This window comes from Paenarthrobacter histidinolovorans (assembly GCF_014647595.1).
Classification (GTDB): domain Bacteria; phylum Actinomycetota; class Actinomycetes; order Actinomycetales; family Micrococcaceae; genus Arthrobacter; species Arthrobacter histidinolovorans.
Genome location: NZ_BMPM01000010.1, coordinates 136594 through 160144 on the forward strand (window position 1 = coordinate 136594; position 23551 = coordinate 160144).

Below are 23551 nucleotides of genomic sequence, written 5' to 3' on the forward strand. Positions count from 1 at the left end.
TCGTTGAAAGGGTGTGGACTAGGCGCCGAATTTAGGAGTATGAACAGGGCCGAGGGTGATGTGCACGGCCTGCTGGTCGGTGTAGAAGTCGATCGAGCGGTAGCCGCCCTCATGGCCCAGCCCGGATGCCTTGACGCCACCGAACGGGGTGCGGAGGTCGCGGACGTTGTGGCTGTTGAGCCACACCATGCCGGCTTCGACGTTCTGGGAGAAGTTGTGGGCCCGGGTCAGGTTTTGGGTCCAGATGTAGGCCGCCAGGCCGTACTTGGTGTTGTTCGCCAAGGCGAGGGCTTCGTCGTCGTTCTCGAAGGGCGTGATGGCCACGACGGGACCGAAGATTTCCTCCTGGAAGATCCGCGCGTCAGGCGCGACGTCGGCAAACACCGTGGGTGCGATGTAGTTACCTTCGGGCAGGTGGTCGGGCCTGCCGCCGCCGGCCAGGAGCCTGCCCTCGGACTTGCCGATCTCCACGTAAGAAGCCACCTTTTCGTAATGCTCCGGGTGGACGAGGGCGCCTACCTGGGTCTTGGGATCGTGGGGATCGCCCACCACGATGTTCTTGGCCCGGGCGGCGTACTTTTCGCAGAATTCGTCGTAGATGGCCCGCTCAACGAGGATGCGGGAGCCGGCGGTGCAGCGTTCACCGTTGAGGGAGAACACCCCGAAGAGGGCCGAATCGATCGCGGCATCCAGGTCAGCATCGGCAAACACCACGCACGGTGACTTGCCGCCGAGTTCCATGGACAGGCCCTTGAGGTTGGCGGCGGCGTTGCGGAAGATGGTCTGGCCCGTGGTGGTCTCGCCGGTGAAGGAGATCAGCGGCACGTCGGGGTGCTTCACCAGTGCGTCGCCGGCTTCTTCACCCAGGCCGTTGACCAGGTTGAACACGCCGTCGGGCAGGCCTGCGTCCTTGAAGATCTGTGCCCAGAGCGACGCGGAGAGCGGGGTGAACTCGGCGGGCTTGAGGACCACGGTGTTGCCGGTGGCCAACGCCGGAGCGAGCTTCCAGGACTCCAGCATGAACGGGGTGTTCCAGGGGGTGATCAGGCCAGCGACGCCGATCGGCTTGCGGTTCACGTAGTTGATCTGCGAGCCCGGGACCTTCATGGCGTCGTCGAACTGGGCCACGATCAGGTCCGCGAAGAAGCGGAAGTTCTCCGCCGCGCGGAGCGCCTGGCCCTTGGCCTGGGTGATCGGCAGGCCGGTATCGAAGGTTTCGAGTTCGGCGAGCCGGGCTTCCTGCGCTTCAACGGCGTCGGCGATCTTGTTGAGCACCCGGGCACGTTCGCGCGGCTTCATCTTCGGCCACGGGCCGTTCTTGAATGCTTCGCGGGCGGCGGCCACGGCGAGGTCGATGTCTTCCTTCTGGCCTGCAGCCGCAGTGGCGTAATTGCCGTTGGAGACAGGGTCCAGCACGTCGAAGGTCTTGCCGGACACGGAGTCAACGAACTCGCCGTTGATGAAGTGCTGGATGTGGGTGGGCAGGTTTTCGGGAATGTAGTGCTTGTTGGTTTCTACCGAGGTCGTCATCGTTGTCTTCCTTTTCTTCCAACGCGGGGTCACTTATGGCCCATTCGAGGGGGTTTTATGGGCCATAAGTGACCCCGCGTTGCTTTTAAGTGGTGGTGGAGAGGTATGCGTCGAGGGTGGCGGCGCGGTGCTGGCGGGCTGCTTTTTCAATCGTGTCGGCGTCTGCGGCGTTCTCGATGAGCTGCAGCAGTGCCTCGTGTTCGCGCACCGATTCCTGGGCGCGGCCGGGCACGAACCGGAACGTCGACGAGCGGAGCGAGGCCAGCCGGTTCCAGCCGCGGTGGACCAGGTCCAGGATGTGCGGATTGGGGCAGTGTTCAAACAGAACACTGTGGAAGTCCTGGTTCAGTGCCGTGAAGCGGACGGGGTCGAAGTGCTCAAGGCACTCACGCATCTCCGCGTTCACAGCCCGGGCCCGGGCAATCGCGACCGAATCGATCAGCGGAGCGGACAACGCCGTGGCAGCACCCTCCACGATGCTCAGGGTCTGCATCGTATAGAGGTACTCGGTGGGGTCGATTCCGGAGACCGTGGCTCCCACATTCCGTTCAAACTTCACCAGACCTTCGGCTTCGAGGCGACGGATCGCTTCCCGGACCGGGACCACACTGAAGCCCAGGTCCTCGGCAATCTTCGCCAGCACCAGCCGGTACCCCGGCGTGTAGGTCCCCTCGATGATCCGCGCTTTCACCGCGGCATACGCCTGCTGGGACTTGCTTTGGGCGGCGCTTTCGACGCCGGCACTTCCGACGGCGGTTTCAGTCACTGTGGGTTCCTTCCGCGGCTTGCCGGCGGGCGGACCACTCCGCGTACCGCGCCTGCCATTCCTTGTTCATGGGATAGAGCCCATCAACGCTGTTGCCTTCCTGGACCATCTGGAAAATGAACGTCTCTTCCTTCTCCTGGGCGATGCAGTCATCCACCAGTTCCCCGGCTATGGCCGGCGGGATCACCAGGATGCCATCGGAGTCGGCAACGATGATGTCGCCGGGCTGGACGGTGGCTCCACCGCAGGCGATGGTGATGTCCGTGTCCCACGGAATGTGCCTACGGCCGAGCACGGCCGGGTGCGGATTCGCGAAGTAGGTAGGCATCTCCAGATCAGCCACTGCCGAGTAGTCGCGGACGCCGCCGTCGGTGATGATGGCCGCAGCCCCACGTACCTGGGCGCGGAGCGCGAGGATGTCCCCCACTGTGCCGGTGCCCTTCTCGCCGCGGGCTTCCATCACCAGGATTTCGCCTTCATTCACGGAATCGATCGCGCGCTTCTGGGCGTTGAACCCACCGCCGTGGGTCTTGAAAAGGTCCTCGCGGTTGGGCACATAGCGAAGGGTACGGGCCAGGCCTACCACCTTGCGGTCCGGTCTGGTGGCCTGCAGGCCGTCGATACTCACGTTGTTCAGCCCGCGCTTGCGCAGCTGGGAGGACAGCGTGGCCGTGGCGACGGACTCCAGCTTCTTCTTGAGATCCGGAGTCAGTACCGAAGCATTTTCGGCAGCCTTCAGTCCGGCGGCTTCCCGCGAACCGTACGCTTCCTCCCGCTGGGTGTCATCTGTCTTGGGCCGGGCACCAAAGTCCGCGAACGGCGTCGTACCTTCCGTAACTTTGGTCGCCAAACGGCCGCTGCTGAAGCCGCCGGCGGTGACCTCAATTTCGACGACGTCACCGGGCTTGGCAACGGAGGCGCCGGCCGGGGTGCCGGTGAGGATGATGTCGCCTTCTTCGAGCGTGAGCAGCTGGGAAAGGTCGGCGACGAGCTGTGCGAACGGGAAGAGCAGGTCCTCGGTGGTGTCGTCCTGGACCACTTCACCGTTGTGCCAGGTGCGGATCCGCAGGGCCGCGGGATCGACGGCGTCAGCCGGGATCAGTGCCGGCCCAACGGGGGTGAAGCCGTCACCGCCCTTGGACCGGACGTTGGAGCCCTTGTCCGCGTAACGGAGGTCGTAGACGCCGAGATCGTTGGACGCGGTAACCCACTCGACGTGGCTCCAGGCGTCCCCAAGGCCGACCCGGCGTGCTGACTTGCCGATCACCAGGGCGATCTCGCCTTCATAACCGAGCAGTTCGCAACCGGCCGGGCGTTCAACCGTTCCGGGTGCCTCGGTGGAGCCAAGGGCCAGTGAGGAAGAAGGCTTCAGGAAGTACGACGGCTGCTCGGGTGTACGCCCGCGCTGGGCAGCACGGCTGGGGTAGTTGATGTGGACGGCAATGACTTTGCGCGTCCGGGCCAGCATGTCCTGGCTGACTTCCTGGGTTCGGAACTCCAGTGTCACGGCGCCTTCTTCCTCGAGCTGAATCAGGTACGAAATCGTATACGATAACTATGACCCGGGAAAGTGATCCACGTCAACCCTTTCCAAAGCCGTGCACGGCCTGGCGGCCGACTAGCAGCCCCTTACATCTTGTCAGTGGGCTCCCGTAGGGTACCCGCATGGACATCATCCTTGTACCCGGTTTCTGGTTGGACGCGTCGTCGTGGGAGGAGGTAACCCCACCCCTGGTGGCAGCAGGGCACAGGGTTCATCCGCTCACACTGCCAGGGTTGGAGTCGGTGGATTCAGCCCGCTCGGGGATCGGTCTTCGAACACACATCGATGCCGTGGTGGAGAAGGTGGACTCAATGGACGGAAAGGTCGTCCTGGTGGGCCACTCCGGCGGGGGCGCCATTATTCACGGCGTGGTTGACGCGCGCCCGGACCGCGTTGCCCGGGCCATCTATGTGGACAGCGGGCCGCTCGGTTCGGGTGGGGTCATCAACGATGAACTTCCGGACGACGGCGATGAGATTCCGCTGCCGCCGTGGGAGGCGTTCGAAGATGAGGATCTCATCGATCTCACCGACGAGCTGAAAGAGGCCTTCCGGGCGCGGGCGATCCCTGAACCCAAGGGTGTCGCTTTCGACCAGCAACACCTGACGAACATTGCCCGGTACCACGTCCCCGCAACGATCATTGCGTGCCAGTTTCCATCGTCACTGCTCAAAGAATGGATGGACGCCGGACATCCGTTCACTGCCGAACTCGCCCGGATCCAGGACGTCGACTACGTGGATCTACCCACGGGCCACTGGCCCCAGTTCACCAAACCGGGCGAACTGGGCCAGGCCATCCTGTCGGCCGTCAACCACAGCGGTTAGCGGCCCACATCAGCTAGTGGCGGGGCGGCGTATTGGTAGCCGGGCCTTCCGGCGCCGCGCCACCCTCATCGGTCCAGTCCGTACCGGTGGTGTCGTCGAGCGCAGGATCGGACACGACGTCCGCGGCTACGGCGGGAGCAGGAGTGGCCGCGGGAACAGTGGTGGTCTTGGACTTCCCACCGTCGGTGGAGCCCGCCCGCTCACCTGACGAGGATGTGTTGTGGCCTGGGAACATGGTTTCCGCCTTCTCCATTAGCTTTTTGCCGGCTTCATACAGATTTTCCAGAATGTCTGGAACGGTCTCCTGGACCGTCTCCGCAGCCTGATGGACGTTGTCCTGGACCTCAGGGTTCTTCAGGACTTTTTCGGTGCCTCCGCGGATGCGCCGGTACACCTCCGGCCAGGACTTTGACCCCCACACGTAGCCAACAGCCACGCCGACGGCGAACAATGCTTTACCTTTCACGGCACTCACTCCTTCAGAGGTGTTCTTATTCGACCCTAGCCCCGCTCCACGCACCCTGTCACCTGCCAATACTTCACTTTCAAGGCCCGGGTGAAAATCGGAAACCGCCCCAAGGTCAAATGTCATTTGTTGAAATAAAAGGACCCGGGTGGGTTCAACGCCAATTATCAATGGTCCGAGGACATCACCACGCCGCACCTGGGAAGCAGAACCTGCCGGGCGGCAAAGAGCAACCTCGCGCTCTTGTCGAAGCTGGAGGAGGCAAGCGCTGCGGGAACCCGGCCGAGGACGGTCCGCAGCGACTGGGGACGGCCATGCTCAGCACTTTCGCCCTCCGAACCAAGGCAAGTAGATAGTCAGGTTACTTGCTACTTCTGCCATAAGCGGCTAGCGTTGCAGATGCAGTACCAAGTCCGACCCATTGGCAGGAGTGCTTTATTGGCTGGATATAACAAATACGCCGGAGTTGAATGAACTATTCCTCTCCGCACATTCCATAGGGCCTCCGGGGCCCCATTGCGATGCCCGCACCGCAGCATCGGCCCCCGGTGAACTTACTCGCTTAATCGCGTCCGTGGAATTTCCATCGACATGAAAGTAGGAACAAAAATGGGTTTCTTTGGTTTTCTTCTGCTCGGCCTTTTGGCCGGCGCTATCGCTAAACTTATCCTCCCCGGCCGCCAGGGCGGTGGCTGGTTCATCACCCTCATTCTGGGCGTCGTCGGCGCACTCCTGGGTGGTTGGATCGGCGGCCTGATCTTCAACACGGGTCTGCAGGAATTCTTCTCCCTGACAACCTGGCTCCTGGCCATCGGCGGCTCAATCATCGTGCTGCTGATCTACGGCCTGGTCACCAACCGCAGGACCACCCATGGCTAATAACCAAAACCATGATGCCAACGGTGAAGAACTCGACGGCCAGTACACCGAGGGGGATTACGGAGACGCAGGAGCGTCGCCGGAAACCCTGAAGGAAGATGCCGGCGGCGATTACACCGAGGGTGACTACGCCGAATCGACCGTGCCTTCAGCAGACGCCGAACTCGACGCCAAGAACACGGAAGACACCCCGGCGGATCGGCCCTTCTCGTCCGAACCGGATGAAGAAGCAGGCTCAGGCCGGCCGTAGTGGCTCCCGCCTCGTGAATAACTGAATCACCGCAAGAACCCGGAGGACTGCTTGCAGCCTCCGGGTTCCTGCGTTGTCAAAGGAACTTGATATTTTCGGGCATGGATTGTCGGGGCATTGACGGACAGGTCCGCGTAGCGTCGTTCTCAGGGAATGGAGGCAACTGTGCAGGAGTGGAACCGGGCCATGGCCATCATCGAGCAGGATCTGGCCGCCACCGCGGAGGTCAGCGTGCTGGCCAAAGCCGCACTGACGTCCGAATACCACTTCAGGAGAATGTTCTCCTCACTCGCCGGGATACCCGTCTCCGAGTACATACGACGACGACGCCTCACCGCAGCGACGGCGGAAATCCTTGAGGGCGCGACCGTGCTGGACGTTGCCGTCCGCTATGGATACGGATCTGCCGAGGCGTTCACCCGCGCCTTCAAAGCAATGCACGGCCTCACCCCGTCAGAGGCACGGCGTCCCGGAGCAGTACTCCATTCCCAACCTCAGCTGAGGTTCCATCTCCGCGTTGAAGGGAATACCGACATGAAACACCGCATAGTGGATAAGGGAGCTTTCCACTTGATTGGCCTGAAGACCCGCGTACCGCTGGTCCACTCGGGGCCCAACCAGGCCATCATCGACTTCCAGCGAAGCCTGGACCCCGCAGTGACGGCCAGGCTGCTTGAGCTGGCGGACACGGAACCCCCGGGTCCGCTGTCTGTCACCGACAACATCAATGAGCAGCGCACCGAAGGAAGCGAACTGGACTACTGGCACGCCGTGGCCTCCACCAAAGCCGCTCCCGAAGGCTTCGATTCCGTGGAGATTCCCGCCGGACAATGGGTGGTCTTCGACGCCGAAGGAAAGTTCCCCGAGGTTCTGCAGAACATGTGGGCGGACGCCGCCACGGAATGGTTCCCGGCCAACCCCTACCGATGGGCGCCGGGACCGGAATTGCTCAGTGTCCAGGTGGAGCCGGGCGGCACGCACGGCCGTGGCCAACTATGGATCCCCGTGGAAAGGGCTGCCCCAGGTTCTGCTGGAGCTTAGGGCCCCTTGCCTCCCGCCACGGGCAGCACTCCACCGGAAAGTCCTAGGTCCGGAGCGACTTGGCCTTGACCATCAGGAACAGTCCGTAGGCAATCAGCCCTACCGCGACGGCGGCCAGCAGATATGGCCCATACGGCTGTTCCCGCAGCGCTTTCAGACTTCCGTCCAGGCCGGTTGACTGCTCCGGCTGGGCGCGCATGGCGGCGATGACCACCAGCAGGCCGACCAGGAACAGGGCAATGCCTTTCGCTATGTAACCCACAACGCCCACGCCCACCTGGAATTTGCGGACAGACTGCTCCGAGGACAGGGAAATGTCCCGCTTGAACGTCTGCCGGAAGCCGCGGACGGCAAACACGATGCCCGTGATGGCGATGCCCGCACCTATGGCGACCAGCAGGAACACACCAAAGGGAGCGCTCATGAGAGTGAGGGTGAAATCGCTGCTGGACTCGCGGCTGTTTTTGCCCTGGCCCATGACGAACGAGACGATTGTGGCTGCCAAACCGGCGAACACGATCGCCTGGCCGGCGGCGGAGAGTCTTTTGGTGAGCTTCTTGCTGGAGGTCCGTTCCCCGAGGATGGCGTTACCCAGTTGCCACAGCGCAAGCGCCGCGCAGGCGCCAAAGCAGGCCCACAGAAGCAACGGCCCCACGGGTTGGCTGGCCAGCGAGGCCACCGCCCCTGAGACATCCGCTTCGCCACTTCGGCCGAATGCCAACTGGAGGGCGATGACTCCGATGAGCACGTGCAACAGCCCGCTGACGGCGTACCCAGCACGCGCAACGATCTCGAAGGTCCGCGAGTTTGAGGCCTCTTCGGCCGCATCGGCGGCCTTCCTCATCTCCTCTTTGATGACAAGCCTCCTTAGTTCCGGTGGACACCATCGTCCCACCCGCGTCCCGTGATTGCCACGGCATTAACGACGACGGGCAGGCACCTGGGTGCCTGCCCGAAGAAAAACCAAAAAGATCCTAGAACCCGACCACCGACTGGGGCCAGATACTGCGCAGGCCGGCACCAAGAGGGTTGAACTGCTCGCGAACTGTCACGACTGCACGGCCTTGGACCGGGGCATCCGCCGATTGGTGAACGACCTCCGCAGCAAGGGGACGTACGCCTTTGCCGGCATTGGCCTCGCCGGCCGCGTTGGACGGGGCGGTGATTTGAGCAGTCATTTCGGTCGCCTTCCTGAAAGTTCCCATCAGCTCGAATGGCTGATGGTTCAACCTTCGGGCAGTGTCCTCAAGAACGACGCCGGGTCATCTCAAGATTTGCTCAAGGTTTGAGACCGTTCAGCTGTTGTGCCAGCAACTGCTCGATGTCCGCGAAGCTCATTCCGGAGGCGATCGCCAAGTCCGGCAGGCCCGCACCTGCGGCCACTGCGCTTCGCATGGCCTGGGCCAAGGATTCCTCGGCCTCATCCATTTCCCATTGGAGACCCTCCACCCGGGCGGCCGCTGTCCACACCAGATCCAGAAGCCCGGTTCTCTTCGACGGTGTGGAATCAGGGGTTTCCTTCAAGGCCTCAGGGATAGTCGCATCCTTCGTCCCGGTTATAACCACTGCAGTCATTTGATACCCCTCGCCCGAAGATGTGTCTCGATAAACTAGTTATATGGCAAACTAACTAAATGCGCCAGTGTTCGGGATATGCAGTGACTCACATCACATAGATTCGAGCGTGAGGAATTCCCCGGCCAGCACGTCTTATTCATGACGGCGCACAAGAAGCGCCGCAGCCAACGGACAAGGAGCCATCGCCATGACGATCCAAACGCACACCCCCGCTGACGTACCGGCCAAGAACACCAAGAACACCACTGGACTGATCGCGGATGCTACCGACAGGGACAAGGGCAAGGACGGCCGCGGCGCAACTACCGTTGCAGACGGCGTAGTGGCCAAAATCGCCGGCATCGCCATCCAGGAAATCCCCGGCGTGCACGCCTTGGGCGGCGGCGCAGCCCGCGCCATCGGCAACCTGCGGGAGAAGGTCGGCCAGAAGGACCTCACCCAGGGCGTCAACGTGGAAGTAGGCCAAACCCAGGTGGCCGTCGACGTGACGCTGGTTGTTGAATACCCCCACCCGCTCCAGGAAGTAGCCGACAACGCACGCAATGCCGTCTACACCGCGATCGAGGACCTGGTGGGCATGGAAGTGACCGAGGTCAACGTCACCATCACCGACATCCACGTTCCGTCCGAGGACGCAGACGCTGACGACGCCGAGCGTGAGCCGAGGGTCGCATGAGTCCCACCATCGCCGGCCTGGCCATAGGAGCAGTGCTTGCCCTGGCAGGCCTGGCCTTCGGATTCTGGGGCTTGCTGCTGACAGCACTGTTCATGGGGGTCGGGGCGGTGTTGGGCCGTTCCGCCGAGGGAAAGCTTGACCTTCGCGGGGTGCTTGATGCCCTGCGGGGCAAGCGCTCCTCCTCATGAGCCGGGCAGCTGCCAGTCCTGGGCCCGGCACGGACACCACGGACCGCGCGGGACATACCCGCCTCACCCACACCGCCATCCGCAAGACCGTGGAATCGGTCACCGCCAACGCATTCAGCGTGGCCATGGGCAACGTGTCAGCCAAGCTGGACGACGACGCCGGGAAGCTCGGTGTCAGCGTATCCGTCAAGCTGGCCCTCCCCCAGCTCCTGAAGCCACGAAACAGTGCCGGCAGCGTTGGGGCGGGCAGTGTTTTCGAACAAGCCCAAACCGCCCGGGACGAGATCGTGGCGCGGGGCACCGGCATCACTGGTTTGGAAATAGGACGGGTAGACATCCGCCTCACCGGCGGGAAGGCCGAACAGCCCAAGGAAAGGAGAGTGGAATGAGCAAGGACGCTGCAAGCCGACGACTGACCAGACGCGAAACACACTCCTCAAGGGCAATCCCGTCGATCGTGACCGCCTCCCTCCTGATAGCCGTCTTCCTGTGGCTGACACTGGAAGCTGTGCTGTGGTTGCTTAAGGACCAGCCCCTGCTGGCCAGCCCGGCCCAGCTGCTCGAGTGGCTGATCGGGCTTCCGGTCAACACCACGCAGGCAGGCATGGTGGCGGCCGGGGCAGGGCTGGGAATCCTGGCCCTGGTGCTTCTCGGACTGGCCTTGGGCACTGGACGCAGGCAACGCCGCGCCCTCGGAAGCGAACGCGCCGCCGTCGTGGTGGACCACGAGGTTATCGCGGCGGCAGTATCCAGGACGGCGCGACGGGCCGCAGGGCTGGCCCCTGGACAGGTGACCACCACCGTCGGCGGACGCTCCGTACGCGTCCAAGTGCGTCCGACGTCGGGCGAACCGCTGGTGGTGGAAGACATCCAGGCAGCGGTCGACGGCGAACTGGCCGCCTACGCGCTGGAGCGCCCCGTCAGGTCCACTGTCCAGATTCTGAACGAAGGAGCGGTAGGGCAATGAGAAACACGAACCGGGCACTCAACCGGCTCCTGCTCGCCATCCTGGGGGTCCTCCTGCTGGGCGCCGGCGCCGCACTCATCGCGGCCGGCACCCTTCCCGGGGCCGCAGGGTTCTGGGAAACAACGCTTTCCTCTGCCCGGGAGCACGTGCGCAACCTGGCGGGCACCGCCCCGTTGCCGGATCCTGTTCGAAGCTGGTGGCTGGTGTTGGGAATTGCCGTGCTGCTGGTGGGCGCGGTGCTGGGCGCAGTCTGGCTGGCGTCCCAGGGTGGCGGAAAGACACCCCGCCTGGCCGAACGCTCAGAAGGCAGCGCAGGCCGGACTGTGGTGGATGCCGGGCTGGTTTCCGCCGCCGTCAAGGAAGCCCTCAACGGACACCCTGACGTCCTGGCCACGTCCGTCTCCGCGTGGGAATCACGGCGCGGAACGGCCCTGCGGCTCCGTTTGGAAGCCCGCAAAGGCGCGTCCCCCAGGGAAATCAGCAACACGGTGGAACAACTGCTCCAGGAAATTGATGCCTGGCTGGGACATCCGGTGCCCGTCCTGGTGCGAATCACCAGCGGCACCCGGACACAGGTGTCCGCAGCGCGGCGTGCCCGCTGACGGTCAGCCCAAAGTACTTCACGTCCACAACTGCACGGCACTCAGAGCCGCGCACCTCAAAGAAAAGGGAACACGATGGGAATCAACGACAAGATCAACAATGCCGCCACCGAGCACCTTGGCGCAGCCAAAGAGGGCGCCGGAAAACTCACCGGCGATTCCTCCCTGGAGCGGGAAGGCCAGCACGAACAAGCCCAGGCCAAGCTCCAGCAGGCCGGCGAGAAGGTCAAGGACGCTGCGGCCGACATCACCGGGAACATCAAAGACGCTGCCCGGAAGCTCAAGGAAGGCTTCACCGAAAAGTAGGACGGGAGCAGGGACGGTTCGGCCGCATGGCGGGACCGTCCCTGTCCCTTCGAGGATCAAGTGCCGGACTCACACCCCTGGAAAGGCAGAAACGTGACTGGTTCACCTGCGGTTTCGCCCACCGCGCAGCAACCGCTGGACCTCGTGCCGGACGCGTTGCTGGCAGGCAGGGCAGCAGATGGTGATACTGCCGCATTCGAAGCGCTCGCCCGGCGCCATGGTCCGCTGATGCGGGCCACCGCACGACGACTCACGGGCACCTTGGCTGACGCGGACGACGTCGTCCAGGAAAGCCTGATGCAGGCGTGGAAGCAGCTGGACCAACTCCGCGATCCCGCGGCAGTGAAAAGCTGGTTGCTCCGCATTGTGGGCACACGCAGCATCGACCACCTGCGCAAACGGCGCAACCACCTGGCCCTGGACGATCTCGAAAACCACGTCGATGCCCCGTCCGGCCAACGGACACAGGATCCGGAAAGCACAGCCGTCAATGCTTCCCGGGTGGACGCGTTGAAGTCGGCGCTCACCCTGCTTCCCGAGGAGCAGCGGCGCTGTTGGGTACTCAAGGAATTCAACGACCTGAGCTATGAGGAGATTGCGCTGACCTTGAATATCAGCCCTGCCAGTGTCCGCGGCCGTCTGGCCCGGGCACGGATTGCCCTTGCACGCACAATGGAGGAGTGGCGATGAAAACCCCCGGCGATGCCTTGGAATGCGGACACAGTCTCGCGGAACTGAGTGCCTATTTGGACACGGGAGAGATCGCCGATCCGGCGCACTTGGACTCCTGCCCCGAGTGCCAGGCCGGACTGGCCTCCCTGCGCCGGCTCTCGGAACTCGGAAATGAATTGCTGACGGCGGACGTAGCCGAAGCAGGCTCGGGCGGTGACGACTGGATGCAGACCATCCTGGACAACCTGCGCCTGGAGCTGCGGCCGGGACGGAGCATCCCGCTCCGTGCAGAGGACCCCCAGGACACTCTTTGGGAGACGGAGGGCTCGGTGTCGGCCCTGATTCGTTCCGTGGCCGATTCCTTCCCGGGAACGGCTGCGGGTAAGTGCAGATTACTCGGCGACATCACCGAGCCGGGAGCCGGCATCACCGTTGATGTGGAAATCGCGGTGGTCTACGGACACGCCATGGAAGAGCGCGCGGCTGCACTGCGCAACGAACTTGCGAAGATGCTGCAGGTCCAGACTGAACTGGACATCCAAGCCATCAACATCACTGTCACCGATGTGCTGGAGCTTCCAGCGCCGGCCATGACCCCGAACACGGAGGACCAGCCATGACGGAGCACGTGGAAGCCAAGTCCGCCACCTTGGCCGACGAACTGCTTGGCGTCGTCCAGGCCGTGGAAGGAGTCTCCGCGGTTTACCCCGCCCAGCCGTTGTGGCAGTCGGTTGCCGGGGCAGCGGTGGCGGCGGTCACCGGAGAGCAGCTGCCGTTGATAAGCCTGACCGAGCAGGACGGAACGCTGGCCATCAAGGCCCGGATCGGCGTCGGAAGTCCCCTGCCCGCCCCGAAGGTGGCGCGGGAAGCAGCCGCGGCGATCCGCAGGCACCTGGGAAACGTGCCCGCCGTCGTCGAGGTTTTGGTGGCCAAAATAGAAGCCTGACCGCGCCTCAACGGGAGCTTGGACTGTCCGCGTTCTCGCTCCGTTCTGCTTCGGCTGCCTGCGCGTAGGAAGCGGTGACCCGGCGGTAGACCGGGGTGAGGAAGGCAAGCAGGGCAACAGCGATCATGATCAAACCGGCCACCAGGAACACCAGCGCAATACCCCGGGAAGTACCTTCCCCCAGCAATGGTTGCAGTTGCGCTGCGCCTTCGGCGGAACGGGCGTAGGGGATTATCCAGAACTGGGCAATCGGAGCAATAAGGAACGCAGTGATGGGGGCAGCAGCGGACTCGAAGGCCATGGCGAAGCCAAACACCCTGCCTTGCCGGGGCAGGGGCACCACCTTCTGGATGACCGTCTGTTCGGCTGCTTCCACCACGGGGACCAAAGCCATGTACAGCCAAATACCGGCAATATAGAGCCAGGCCCACTCCCGGACAGTGAAGACGGCGCCGACGACGCCCATCACCGCCACGGCAATGAGGAGGGTCCGCAAGGGGTTGGAGCCCAGGCCGAACTTCCCTATCAACGCACCACCCAGGATGAACCCCGTGGCACCCACCGCGAACACGGTGCCCCAGATTTCCACGGGGAACATCTCCAGGCCATAGGGGTCCATCAAAGCCATGTAGACCCCGCCGATGAAGTTGTTGAACGTAGAGAAGATGATCAGGGCGAACAACCCGGAGATCGCCATGACAGCTGCCCAGGAGCCCCGGAGATCGAACCCGCCCTGGGCATCGGAGGTTGCCGCCCGCACTTCCTCGGGGAGGCGCAGGGTCAGCAGGTGCGCGAATGCCAGTGCTGTGAGCACCAACGCCACCACCACGGTCCAGCCCATTCCCAGCAGCCCCACCGACAATCCGGAAAGGACCGAGGTGACGATGAACATCAGTCCCTGGACCATGCCCACGAGCCCGTTGGCGTTGGCCCGCTTGTCCGGTTCGATCAGGATGGTGACCGTGGTGGACAGGGCTATGTTGCGCATGTTCTCCACCACCGCGCCGACCAGGATGATCAGGGTGAAGATCCAAAACCAGGGTTGGGACAGATCCAACAGCGCCTGCTCCGGCGTCAGCAGGAACATCACACCGGAGAGCACGAACATCACCAGCGTGAAGCCGGCGGCGAAGCGCATCACGGCGAGTTTGCGGTAGCGGTCCACGAAGGTGCCGAAGCTGATGCTGGACAGTGCGATGAGGAGCATGTACGCGCCGCCGATCACGCCGGTGGCGATCACATTGCGGGTCTCCAGGTACACCCAGAACGTCAGGGCGAACCACAGATAGCTGGTGGTGATGTTGGCCATGGCGGTATTGACCAGGATCCCGGTGAAGGTCCGGGTTCTTTCCGCGGGCGTGCGTTCGGAAGGATTGACATTGCCAGTAGACCCGGCGGTGGCCGGTTCCTGCTCGGTCATGCGTCCCAGTAAACCACCGGGTCCAACCTCCCGGTAGTATCGGCAGGGAATTCACAACACTGCTGGGGGATGGTTTCAATGACGGAAATTCAGGGACGGCTGTCTTTCTCCACGGACTACGGCCGGGACATGGAGCTCCAGGAATACGGCCTCGACCCGGCAGTGGATTCCGTCCTTCTTCCCAATGCCGCCGTCATGAGCGCCCTGCACAACCTCGTGCGGCTCGCCACCGAACTGTGCGGCGCCCCGTTCGGGGTGGTCAACATCATCAGCGCCAAATACCAGCATCAGATCGGTGCCTGGGGTGTGGAACCCGGAGTCTGCTCCCGGGAGGATTCCATGTGCGCCAAGGTTTTCCTGTCCCGGGAGCGGACGGTAGTGGCAGACGCTTCCAAGGATCCCCGCTTCGCCGACAACCCCTTTGTCACAGGGGAAATCGGCAACGTCCGCTTCTACGCGTCCGTGCCACTGCAAACCGGATCAGGCTTCGTGCCGGGAACCTTGTGCGTTTTCTCGGACGAGACCAAGGAACTGAGCCAGGAACAGGTGGGGATGTTGGAGGTCCTGGCCAAGCAGGTGGTTGAACTCCTGGAACTTCAGCACCGCACCGCCCAACTTGACCGCACCTATTCCGAGCTCAGGGCCAGCAACGCCAAGCTCGCAGGATTCGCCGGACGGGTAAGCCATGACCTTCGCATCCCCCTGACCACCATCCTTGGATACGTGGAACTGGTGGAGGACGACCCCGATATTGAGCTCAACAGCCCTGCTGCGCGGTACCTGGACCGTATTGGTGCCAGTGGACGGCGGATGCTGGGGATGCTGGAAGACGTGCTCAGCTACTCGCGCGTCGGCGGTGGCATCCAGCCTGCCTGGGTCTCGTTGCTCGAGGTCACCCAGGAGGTGGTGAGGGATCTCGGAATAGAGAACGACGGAATTGTTGATGTCCAGGACATCAACGTGCACGCGGACCGCGGGCAGCTACGGACCCTCCTGCAGAATCTGCTGTCCAACGCCATGAACTATCGCAGCCCGGAGCGTGATCTCAGGGTCGCCATCAGCGGTGTTTCCAATTACCACGGCGCAACCGTCTACGTGGCGGACAATGGCAAGGGCATCAATCCAGAGGACCGCGACAAGGTGCTGGAACCTTTGGTGCGGCTGCGGCGTGAAGGCGACGGTCCCGGTTCCGGCCTGGGCCTGGCAACCTGCAGCAGCATCGCAAAAGCCCACGGCGGTGACCTCAGCCTCGCCGAGACGCCCGGCGGAGGCACCACCATCGTAGTGAGCTTCCCAGCCGGAACGTAGATCAGGTCCGGCCGGGACTACTTGGCGGCTTTGTCCTGCCTCTTCTCAGACTTCTTTTCACTCTTGCCATCACTCTTGGTCTTGGCTATGTCCGGGCCGTTCAGCTCCGCCGGGGACTGGCCTGACGGGGCTTGGGCGGGGTCCTGCACGGGAATGCCTTGCACTACCGGCGCCGGTGGTTGCTCCGGCACGGACGTCACAGGAACATTGACTACCTCTGCCGGCACGGCACCGGAGGGCGAGGGAGTTGCCGGCGCCGGGAGGACCGGGGAGGCAGGCTGCGGATCGGCCTGCGACACACCATGGTCTGAAGGCTGGGACGGGTCGACCGGATTGCCTGCCGATGAGAGCCCTTGGGTCAGCACCAGCAGGGCGAGCGGGATGGCAACGGCTGCGGCCGCCACACCGCGCGCTGTCTTGGGTCGCCGTTTGCTGAAGTCACGGATTCCCGTAATAGTGGCCGGCTTCCTGTTCCGCGGCCGGATGGCCGCCGCCCTGGTGGTGCGCCCGCCACCCTTGGGCGTCAGGGCGGTCGTCGCGTAAAGCGGAGTTCGCTGCGGGACGGGCGGTAGGATCGCAGTCCTGCGCCCGGATTGGACGCCCTCCTCCGAGAGCGCGTGCTCAACTTCCTTGGCCGTGGGGCGTTTTTCCGGATCCATATCCGTCATCGCTGCCAAGAGGGAGCGCAGCGGAGCGGGAAGCTCCAGCGGAATCTGCGGTGCCCTGTGAAGGCGCGCCGAGGCTGTCTCCACGGGCGTGCCCGGATACTCCGCGTGGCCCGTCAGGCATTCCAGGAGCACCAGGCCCAGCGAGTAGATGTCGCTTTTCGGGGTCAGGTGCAAGCCCTGCGCCTGCTCCGGGCTAAGGTACTGCGCCGTGCCCACTGTGAATCCGGTCGCGGTAAGGCGGTTGTCGTTCATCACCAACGCGACCCCAAAGTCGGCCAGCTTGACTGACTGAGCCAGCCCGTCGTCGTCGGACACCAGGATGTTGGCCGGCTTGATGTCACGGTGGATAACTGCGTGTTCGTGGACCTGGGACAAGGCTCCGGCGATCCGGATCCCGATCCGGGCGGTTTCGGGAACAGTGAGCGGCCCGTCGGACAATACGGCACGCAGGTCCCGCCCCTCGGCGAGTTCCATGACGAGGTAAGCGCGTTCTTCGTCGTTGCGCGTATCGACGCCCGCGTCGAAGGCTGCCACCAGTCCGGGGTGGTCGAAGGCAGCGAGGAGGCGCATTTCGGTTTCCTGGCGGGCGCGGAATGACTCGTCGCCAGAGCCGGGAAGGAAGATCTTGACCGCAACTTCACGGCCGAGGACCAGGTCCGTCGCCCGGTAGACAGCGGACATGGCGCCTCTGCCCAGGAGCGGTCCCAACTGGTAGCGGCCGTCAAGGGCGCTGCCCGTCGCCGCGCCGTCCACGGAGTCGGGGGCACCTGCGCCCACGGTTTTTCGGTTGTAGCCCACGGTTTGTCACGTCCTTTGGGACCACCTGGCGCGTCACAGACCAAATCACTGTCCGCCGGTACCAGGTAATGCCGTCAATCACATTTCACGTAGCCGCTTGGCCGATTGCTTCAGCCCTCGCGGCCCGAGCATCTCAGCTCAAACAGCATCATCCGGTTAACCAGATAAGTCATCAGGATACTGATTAAATCACGGAAAGGACAATGGGACGCTTCACGCAGGGCCGCATCAACGCCCCATCAGGGCACGGCCTCAGCCCTGGCGCAACTGGTCAACCGCCGCCCGAAGCTTGCCTGCGGGAATGCCCAGCGACCATTCAGCCACGTCCGTAACGAACCGCGTATACGCATCCTCATCGAAGGAGCCCACATTGTTCACGTAGGCACCCACACCATCCACCGCCACCAGGATCCGGACACAGGCAGCATGGGAGTCCCCGGCCGCGAACTCCCCGGCCGCCACCCCGTCATCTATCAAAGCCACCAACCGGGACCTGTCCAGGTACTCCTGGGCCTGGAGCGCCCGGGCCAGGGCCGGCGTGAATCTGCACAAATGCCTCGCATTGAGCCATAGCCGCGACAGCCCGGCGGCGCCATCGCCTTCCACGCGTGAGATCAGGTGGGCCATGCGCTCAAAAGGAGTCCCGCCGTCGGGAAACAACTCCTCCCGCTCTTCCGATACCGCCAGGACGAAGGCGGCGATCACCAGGTCCTCGGCGGCCGGGTAGTAGTGGCTGATCAGGCCGGGCCGCACCCCCAGGCGGTCGGCCACGGCGCGGAGGGTGATCCGCTCGAGCCCCTCTTTCAGGGCGATGGATGCGGCCTCGGCAAGGATTTCGGCACGGCGCTCGTCAGGTAACTTTCGGACGCGTTGGGAAGTGGGGCTTGACACCATGCCTCCCAGTCTATTGGATTAGTGACCAATAGCACATTGGTCAGCCGACCAATAGCGTCGACGGACCGGCTTCCCAGCGTTGCGAGCCGGCCCTTCCCCGAGAGGAACAGCGTTGTCCCAGCCCCCAATGACCGATCCGGTCACCTACCCCGAACCGCTTGCCCACCCCGAAACCAGGGGCATCGAACTCATCGAAGCCTCCGAAAGGCACGGCCGCGCCCGCGATCTCTTCCCCGTATGGGCGGCCCCGAATGTCAGCGTCCTGAACTTCACAGTGGGGGCCTCCCTGATTCTGCTGGGCCTGGAGATCTGGCAGGCCATACTCGTCATCATTGCCGGCAGCCTCCCCTGGATTTTGACCGGCATCGTCGCCACAAGCGGCCCTGCCGCAGGAACGTCAGGCTCCGTCATCACCCGCGCCATCTACGGCATCCGCGGCAACAGGGTTGTTGTCGCTTTCTTCGGGTGGTTCATCTCCGCGGTCTTCCTGGCCCTCAACTGGCTGGCGTCCTCGTTCATGGGTGCCGAGCTCCTGGCGCAGCTTGGTTTCCCTGATCCCGTGACGGGTCCGGTACTCGTTACGATCGTCGTCGCGGGGATCACCGTGCTGGTGGCCGTCTTTGGCCACAGCCTGATCCTGCGGAGCTACCCCGTTGTCGCGTCGGTGCTGCTGGTCGTTTTCCTGCTCGTCACCGCGTTCGCCCTGCCGCACGTGCAATGGGGTTATGCAGCCCCCGCTCCCCTCGAGGGCGGCGCCCTGTGGTCCGCCATGACCATCGGATTCGCCATCCTGGCTTCCACTCCCCTGTCCTACACCAACAGCCCGGACCTTGCCCGATACCTCCCGGAGACCACCAAAAGGTCATCCATCATCGCGGCCACGGCTCTTGGCGGCGCGCTGCCCTGCATGTTCTTCACGGCTGTGGGTGCCTTGCTGGCCACCGGCATCAGCGCGGCGGCCATGGACCTCGGCATCGAATCGGCAATCCTGTCCTTGTTGCCGGCATGGCTCGGACCCGTCTTCGTGGTGGGCGTCATCATCAACACCATCTCGCTCAACGGCATGACCACCTACACCGCGAGCATGGCATTCCAGTCCATCGGTGTACCTATCCGCCGCATCCCGTCCGCAGTGGTGGTCGGGGCGATCGGCACCGCACTGACCATCTACCTCGTCATGTCCACCAGCCTCCTGGACGCCGTCAACCTCATGCTGCAGTTGCTGGTCCTCATTTCCGGACCCACCATGGCGGTCTTTGCGGTGGACGTCATTCTTCGCCGCAACCGCTACGACGGCAATGACCTTTTCAACGAGAAACCCGGTAGCCCGTTCTGGTACAGCGGCGGCTGGCACATCCCCGGTTTGCTCGCTGTGGTCCTCGGCGCGGCTGTGGCATCCCTCTTCCTCACCAACACCGCGTGGACGGGCCCCATCTCAGCCGCCATGGGCTTCCTGGACCTTTCCGTCCCCGTGTCCATCATCGTCACCGCTGCGGTCTATTTCGCACTTAGCCCGGCTTTGCGCCGCGGTCCCGCCAAAACACCCGTCACCCAAGGAGCCCCCGCATGACCAGCTCAACCGGCACACACCCGGCACGTTACCCTGGCGCCGCCAGCCAACCGGGCCAGGACAACTGGCAGGTGGGACCCCACAACCGCTGGACGTTTGCGCACCTGGGGGAAATAGTCCCGACGGCGGCCATCACCCGCCGCTTTCCGGCAGCCCCGGCCGTGGCCACTGAACGGCTGGACGCCCTTGGGCTGCCGGGGCTGACGCAGCGCCTGGAGGAGACGTACACCGACGCTTTCCTGGTCCTGCACGGAAATGACGTGATTGCCGAGTACTACCGTCCCGGCTTCGCTCCTGATGACCTCCACCTGGTCATGAGCATTTCAAAGTCGTTGTGCGGCCTGGTGATCGGGGCATTGATTGATGCAGGCGGGATCGTCCCGTCCGCCCGCGTGGTTGACTACGTTCCCGAGCTCGCCGGCTCCGCATATGACGGGCCAACCATCCAGCACGTCCTCGACATGGCTATCGAGCTCAACTACAGCGAAAATTATGGGGACCCTGCCTCCGAGGTGCAGACCCACGACCGCTCCGCAGGCTGGCGCACCCGGCGGGAAGGCGACCCTGAGGACACCTATGCCTTCCTGACCACCCTCACAGGCGACGGCACAGTGGGTAATTTTCAATACTGTTCGGCCAACACAGACGTCCTGGCGTGGATCATCGAGCGCGTAACCGGCCTCCGCTACTCCGAGGCCCTTTCCAAGCACCTGTGGTCCAAGCTCGACGCCGACCGGGACGCCACCATCACGGTCGACCCCGCAGGCTTCGGGTTCGCGAACGGCGGGGTTTCCTGCACCGCCCGCGACCTCGCCCGGGTGGGCCGGTTAATGCTCGACGACGGCGAAGGTCCAGGCGGGCGGGTGGTGTCCGCGGAGTGGGTCCAAAGCATCCTCGCGGGCGGTGACAAGGAAGCAATGAAAGACGCGTCATTCACCACCATCCACCATGAGGGCTCCTACACAAGGCAGTGGTGGTGCACGGGAAACGGGCGCGGCAACATCACCGGCATCGGCATCCACGGCCAATACCTTTGGATTGATCCGCCCAGCGATACCGTGATCGTGAAGTTGTCCACCTGGCCGGAACCGGAAAGCGGACATCTGCATACGCTCCAGAACCAGCTGCTCCTCGATGTCAGCAGGACCATGGACCACAACACCCTGAGCGGCGCTTCCACCACAGAACCCGAAAGCAAGGAAACAGCAGCGTGACCACCCAGCTCTACACCAACGCCCGCATCTTCACCTCCGATACCCGCCGCTGGGCCGAATCGATGATCGTCCAGGGAGAGCGCATCCTTTATGTCGGGGATGCCGGCACAGCTGAGCGCCTCTGCCCGGACGCGGAGCGTATTGACCTGGAGAGCCGTTTGGTAGTTCCCGGTTTCGTCGATGGCCACGCCCATGTGATCGGCACGGGCGAAGCCCTGGGCCAGGTGAGCCTGTGGGGAGCCAAGTCCGTTGCGGAGATCCAGCAACGGATCAAGGCCCACGATGCCGGGAACCCGGGCCTGGAGCGGATCCTTGCTACCGGCTGGTTGCACGGAGCGATTCCTGGCGGCGTCCCGGACGCGGGCATGCTGGATGCGGTAGTCCCGGACAAACCCGTCTACGCCTTCGCCTACGACTTCCACTCAGTATGGGTGAACACCGCGGCGCTGGCTGAACTCGGGATCGATGACCACACCGAAAATCCGCACGGCGGAACCATCAAACGCACTGCGGACGGTCACGCCACTGGGTACATCGACGAGAACGCCTTCTACGACATGGTGCTTCCCTTCCTGGACTCCCGGGCAAGCGATGACCAGCACTCGGCCAGCATCGCCGCGGTCCAACAGGCTTACCGCGAGACAGGCGTGACCACCGCCTGTGACATGGGCTTCAACGAGACCGACCTTGAGGCGTTCAAGCGCGCGGACAAGGATGGCACGCTGACCAGCCGCCTCATGGCCTATTGGCGGGTGAACAACACCGGCGACGCGGCGGCAAACATCGCGCAGGTCCAGAGGGCGGCAGCGCTCGCCGTCGAGCATGAATCCCCGTTCCTGCGCGTGGTGGGCATCAAGGTGATCATCGACGGGACCATCGACGGCTGCACCGCCACACTTGGGATGCCGTACGCCGACGGGTCGAATGCCGAGCCGATCTGGAGCCTCAAGGAACTGGCGCCCGTGGTGGCGGCGGCCGACGCGGCTGGACTCAAAGTGGCCATGCACGCCATCGGAGACGAGTCGGTACGGATCGCGATCGGGGCCGTGGAGCATGCCGTGGCGGAGAACGGCCCCCGCGAACGGCGCCACCGGATCGAGCACCTTGAGTTGGTGGACAGGGCCGACGTCGATCGGCTCGCCGCACTGGGGATCACCGCCAGCATGCAACCGGTCCACGCCGATCCTGCCATCAGCGAGAACTGGAGCTCCAAACTCGGCGACGACCGTGCAGAGCGGGGATTCGCCTGGCCTTGGATCATCGACGCCGGGGGCCGCCTCGCTTTCGGTACGGACTCTCCCACCTCCCCGCACGCGCCACTGCCCAACATGTATGTGGCCACTACCCGTGCCTCGGCGCTCGATGCCTCCGCGGGCACGAACGTCCCGGAGTTCGCACTGCCCCTCGCAGATTCGATCGAGCACGCCACCCGGGACTCGGCCTGGACCTGTGGGGCGGAGAACAACGTCGGCCGGTTGGCCGCTGGTTTGTACGCAGACTTCGTGGTGCTCGACACGGACGTTTTCGCCGCCGACCAGCCCGGATCGCTGCTTGAAGCAAGAGTCCTGCGAACCGTCGTGGGAGGGCGCACGGTCCACCAGGTCCAGCGACCCTGACCGCGCCGTACCGCCCGACGGCGACTTGCCGCCGTCGGGCGTTTCCGTACGTGACGCAGGGAACTGCGCCCTTTTTGCCGGCAGGGCACAATGGAAGGCATGACCCTCACAACTTTCGCCCTCGTCCGCCATGGCCAGACCGACTGGAACGCGGAGCGCCGGTTGCAGGGAGCTACTGACATCCCCCTGAACGACACCGGCCGCGGCCAGGCGCGCGACGCCGTCGCTTTCCTGTCCGGCCAGCAATGGGACACGGTGGTGTCCTCGCCGCTGAGCCGGGCGGCAGAAACGGCGGAGATCATCGCCGATGGCTTGGGGCTCTCCGTTGCCCGGCTGGTGCCGGACCTCATTGAGCGCAGCTTTGGGCCGGCGGAAGGCTTGCAGGCCGGACCGGAGCTGGAGGCCCTGCGCATCCCCGGCGGCTTCCGCGGTGGCGAGAGCGACGACGACGCTGCCGACCGCGGCATTGCTGCGCTGGAGGCCCTGGCCCGGGAGTTCGCAGGCAAGCGCGTGCTGGTGGTTGCGCACGGAACACTGATCCGGCTGACTCTGAGCCGCGCGATCGGCCGCACCCTGGACAGCGTCCAGAACGCGGCGCTGAACCTTGCCCATCACCATCCGGTTGACGGCTGGCAGCTTGAGTACTTCAACGGCGAGCGCATCGCGGCAGACGTTCAGGCCTGAACTCGCCCTCCTGGAGCGAGTCTGCGCACTTCCTCAAGCAGGTCTGCAACCCAGTCCTACATGGCCCCGCTGAGGTGGCGGCCTACGAAGGTTCCGGCACCGGGAAGGTCGAAGACGGCGATTGCCTGGTTCCCGGCCGACC

General features: G+C 63.9%; 28 protein-coding genes. 18 read left to right on the plus strand and 10 right to left on the minus strand.

Going from position 1 to position 23551, the window contains the following annotated elements:
- Positions 1–18: 18 nt before the first annotated feature.
- From hpaE to IEY62_RS19430, 3 genes are all read right to left on the minus strand, one after another.
- Positions 19–1530: a 5-carboxymethyl-2-hydroxymuconate semialdehyde dehydrogenase gene (gene hpaE, locus IEY62_RS19420; protein WP_189020968.1), complete on the minus strand. Its 1512-nt coding sequence runs from the start codon at positions 1528–1530 to the stop codon at positions 19–21.
- An 85-nt stretch (positions 1531–1615) separates the two neighbouring features.
- A complete protein-coding gene (locus tag IEY62_RS19425; RefSeq protein WP_189020969.1) occupies positions 1616–2296 on the minus strand; it encodes a GntR family transcriptional regulator in 681 nt (226 codons plus the stop codon).
- Entirely contained in the window at positions 2289–3803 is a 1515-nt protein-coding gene (locus IEY62_RS19430; RefSeq protein ID WP_189020971.1) for a fumarylacetoacetate hydrolase family protein, read from the minus strand. Before IEY62_RS19430 ends, IEY62_RS19425 begins: the two co-directional genes overlap by 8 nt.
- A 158-nt stretch (positions 3804–3961) precedes the next feature.
- Between IEY62_RS19430 and IEY62_RS19435 the strand changes: the two genes are divergently transcribed.
- Positions 3962–4666 (plus strand): alpha/beta fold hydrolase, encoded by a 705-nt coding sequence (locus tag IEY62_RS19435; RefSeq protein WP_189020973.1) that lies wholly within the window; start codon positions 3962–3964, stop codon positions 4664–4666.
- A gap of 13 nt (positions 4667–4679) precedes the next feature.
- Here IEY62_RS19435 and IEY62_RS19440 read toward each other — a convergent pair whose 3' ends face one another.
- On the minus strand, positions 4680–5132 hold the full coding sequence (locus IEY62_RS19440; RefSeq protein WP_189020976.1) for a hypothetical protein: 453 nt from the start codon (positions 5130–5132) through the stop codon (positions 4680–4682).
- Between the two features lie 609 nt (positions 5133–5741).
- Here IEY62_RS19440 and IEY62_RS19445 point away from each other — a divergent pair.
- The 3 genes from IEY62_RS19445 to IEY62_RS19455 all read left to right on the plus strand — a co-directional run bounded on the left by IEY62_RS19445 (position 5742) and on the right by IEY62_RS19455 (position 7302).
- Positions 5742–6011, plus strand: coding sequence for a GlsB/YeaQ/YmgE family stress response membrane protein (locus IEY62_RS19445; RefSeq protein ID WP_189020978.1), 270 nt, complete (start codon positions 5742–5744; stop codon positions 6009–6011).
- Complete coding sequence (locus tag IEY62_RS19450; RefSeq protein WP_189020980.1) at positions 6004–6261, plus strand: hypothetical protein; 258 nt, start codon at positions 6004–6006, stop codon at positions 6259–6261. The genes IEY62_RS19445 and IEY62_RS19450 overlap by 8 nt, the downstream gene beginning before the upstream one ends.
- 165 nt (positions 6262–6426) lie before the next feature.
- Positions 6427–7302 carry an AraC family transcriptional regulator gene (locus IEY62_RS19455; RefSeq protein WP_189020982.1) on the plus strand — a complete coding sequence of 292 codons (876 nt, stop codon included), beginning with the start codon at positions 6427–6429 and terminating at the stop codon, positions 7300–7302.
- Between the two features lie 43 nt (positions 7303–7345).
- On the opposite strand, the gene IEY62_RS19460 is transcribed toward IEY62_RS19455, so the two are convergent.
- The 3 genes from IEY62_RS19460 to IEY62_RS19470 form a co-directional block, all read right to left on the minus strand.
- Positions 7346–8146 carry a DUF1206 domain-containing protein gene (locus IEY62_RS19460; protein ID WP_189020985.1) on the minus strand — a complete coding sequence of 267 codons (801 nt, stop codon included), beginning with the start codon at positions 8144–8146 and terminating at the stop codon, positions 7346–7348.
- Between the two features lie 130 nt (positions 8147–8276).
- On the minus strand, positions 8277–8480 hold the full coding sequence (locus tag IEY62_RS19465) for a hypothetical protein (RefSeq protein ID WP_229785464.1): 204 nt from the start codon (positions 8478–8480) through the stop codon (positions 8277–8279).
- A gap of 100 nt (positions 8481–8580) precedes the next feature.
- The gene (locus tag IEY62_RS19470; RefSeq protein WP_189020989.1) at positions 8581–8877 is read right to left on the minus strand and encodes a hypothetical protein; all 297 of its coding nucleotides are present in this window, start codon (positions 8875–8877) and stop codon (positions 8581–8583) included.
- A gap of 190 nt (positions 8878–9067) precedes the next feature.
- Here IEY62_RS19470 and IEY62_RS19475 point away from each other — a divergent pair, with 190 nt between their 5' ends.
- The 9 genes from IEY62_RS19475 (at position 9068) to IEY62_RS19515 (ending at position 13237) form a co-directional block, all read left to right on the plus strand.
- Positions 9068–9556, plus strand: coding sequence for an Asp23/Gls24 family envelope stress response protein (locus IEY62_RS19475; protein ID WP_189020991.1), 489 nt, complete (start codon positions 9068–9070; stop codon positions 9554–9556).
- Entirely contained in the window at positions 9553–9744 is a 192-nt protein-coding gene (locus IEY62_RS19480; protein WP_018779796.1) for a DUF2273 domain-containing protein, read from the plus strand. The genes IEY62_RS19475 and IEY62_RS19480 overlap by 4 nt, the downstream gene beginning before the upstream one ends.
- A complete protein-coding gene (locus IEY62_RS19485; protein ID WP_189020994.1) occupies positions 9741–10133 on the plus strand; it encodes a hypothetical protein in 393 nt (130 codons plus the stop codon). The genes IEY62_RS19480 and IEY62_RS19485 overlap by 4 nt, the downstream gene beginning before the upstream one ends.
- Positions 10130–10711: a DUF6286 domain-containing protein gene (locus IEY62_RS19490; protein ID WP_189020996.1), complete on the plus strand. Its 582-nt coding sequence runs from the start codon at positions 10130–10132 to the stop codon at positions 10709–10711. Before IEY62_RS19485 ends, IEY62_RS19490 begins: the two co-directional genes overlap by 4 nt.
- Entirely contained in the window at positions 10708–11313 is a 606-nt protein-coding gene (locus tag IEY62_RS19495) for a hypothetical protein (protein WP_189020998.1), read from the plus strand. The genes IEY62_RS19490 and IEY62_RS19495 overlap by 4 nt, the downstream gene beginning before the upstream one ends.
- Before the next feature lie 75 nt (positions 11314–11388).
- Positions 11389–11619, plus strand: coding sequence for a CsbD family protein (locus IEY62_RS19500; protein WP_189021000.1), 231 nt, complete (start codon positions 11389–11391; stop codon positions 11617–11619).
- 93 nt (positions 11620–11712) lie between these two features.
- On the plus strand, positions 11713–12309 hold the full coding sequence (locus tag IEY62_RS19505) for an RNA polymerase sigma factor (RefSeq protein ID WP_189021002.1): 597 nt from the start codon (positions 11713–11715) through the stop codon (positions 12307–12309).
- Complete coding sequence (locus IEY62_RS19510) at positions 12306–12911, plus strand: Asp23/Gls24 family envelope stress response protein (protein WP_189021004.1); 606 nt, start codon at positions 12306–12308, stop codon at positions 12909–12911. Before IEY62_RS19505 ends, IEY62_RS19510 begins: the two co-directional genes overlap by 4 nt.
- Positions 12908–13237 (plus strand): hypothetical protein, encoded by a 330-nt coding sequence (locus IEY62_RS19515; RefSeq protein ID WP_189021006.1) that lies wholly within the window; start codon positions 12908–12910, stop codon positions 13235–13237. The genes IEY62_RS19510 and IEY62_RS19515 overlap by 4 nt, the downstream gene beginning before the upstream one ends.
- Positions 13238–13244: 7 nt before the next feature.
- On the opposite strand, the gene IEY62_RS19520 is transcribed toward IEY62_RS19515, so the two are convergent.
- Complete coding sequence (locus IEY62_RS19520) at positions 13245–14657, minus strand: MFS transporter (protein WP_189021008.1); 1413 nt, start codon at positions 14655–14657, stop codon at positions 13245–13247.
- A gap of 78 nt (positions 14658–14735) precedes the next feature.
- Here IEY62_RS19520 and IEY62_RS19525 point away from each other — a divergent pair, with 78 nt between their 5' ends.
- Complete coding sequence (locus IEY62_RS19525; RefSeq protein ID WP_189021010.1) at positions 14736–15965, plus strand: GAF domain-containing sensor histidine kinase; 1230 nt, start codon at positions 14736–14738, stop codon at positions 15963–15965.
- Positions 15966–15982: 17 nt separating this feature from the next.
- Here the strand turns inward: IEY62_RS19525 and IEY62_RS19530 are convergent, their stop codons facing one another.
- Together IEY62_RS19530 and IEY62_RS19535 are read right to left on the minus strand one after the other, a co-directional pair.
- On the minus strand, positions 15983–17431 hold the full coding sequence (locus tag IEY62_RS19530) for a serine/threonine-protein kinase (protein WP_189021012.1): 1449 nt from the start codon (positions 17429–17431) through the stop codon (positions 15983–15985).
- A gap of 252 nt (positions 17432–17683) precedes the next feature.
- Positions 17684–18325 carry a TetR/AcrR family transcriptional regulator gene (locus IEY62_RS19535; protein ID WP_189021014.1) on the minus strand — a complete coding sequence of 214 codons (642 nt, stop codon included), beginning with the start codon at positions 18323–18325 and terminating at the stop codon, positions 17684–17686.
- 127 nt (positions 18326–18452) lie between these two features.
- On the opposite strand from IEY62_RS19535, the gene IEY62_RS19540 reads away from it, so the two are divergent.
- The 4 genes from IEY62_RS19540 (at position 18453) to IEY62_RS19555 (ending at position 23409) form a co-directional block, all read left to right on the plus strand.
- Complete coding sequence (locus IEY62_RS19540) at positions 18453–19895, plus strand: purine-cytosine permease family protein (RefSeq protein ID WP_189021047.1); 1443 nt, start codon at positions 18453–18455, stop codon at positions 19893–19895.
- Positions 19892–21109: a serine hydrolase domain-containing protein gene (locus tag IEY62_RS19545; protein ID WP_189021016.1), complete on the plus strand. Its 1218-nt coding sequence runs from the start codon at positions 19892–19894 to the stop codon at positions 21107–21109. The genes IEY62_RS19540 and IEY62_RS19545 overlap by 4 nt, the downstream gene beginning before the upstream one ends.
- Entirely contained in the window at positions 21106–22725 is a 1620-nt protein-coding gene (locus IEY62_RS19550) for an amidohydrolase (protein ID WP_189021018.1), read from the plus strand. The genes IEY62_RS19545 and IEY62_RS19550 overlap by 4 nt, the downstream gene beginning before the upstream one ends.
- Before the next feature lie 90 nt (positions 22726–22815).
- Positions 22816–23409 (plus strand): histidine phosphatase family protein, encoded by a 594-nt coding sequence (locus IEY62_RS19555; protein ID WP_189021020.1) that lies wholly within the window; start codon positions 22816–22818, stop codon positions 23407–23409.
- Positions 23410–23551 lie beyond the last annotated feature (142 nt).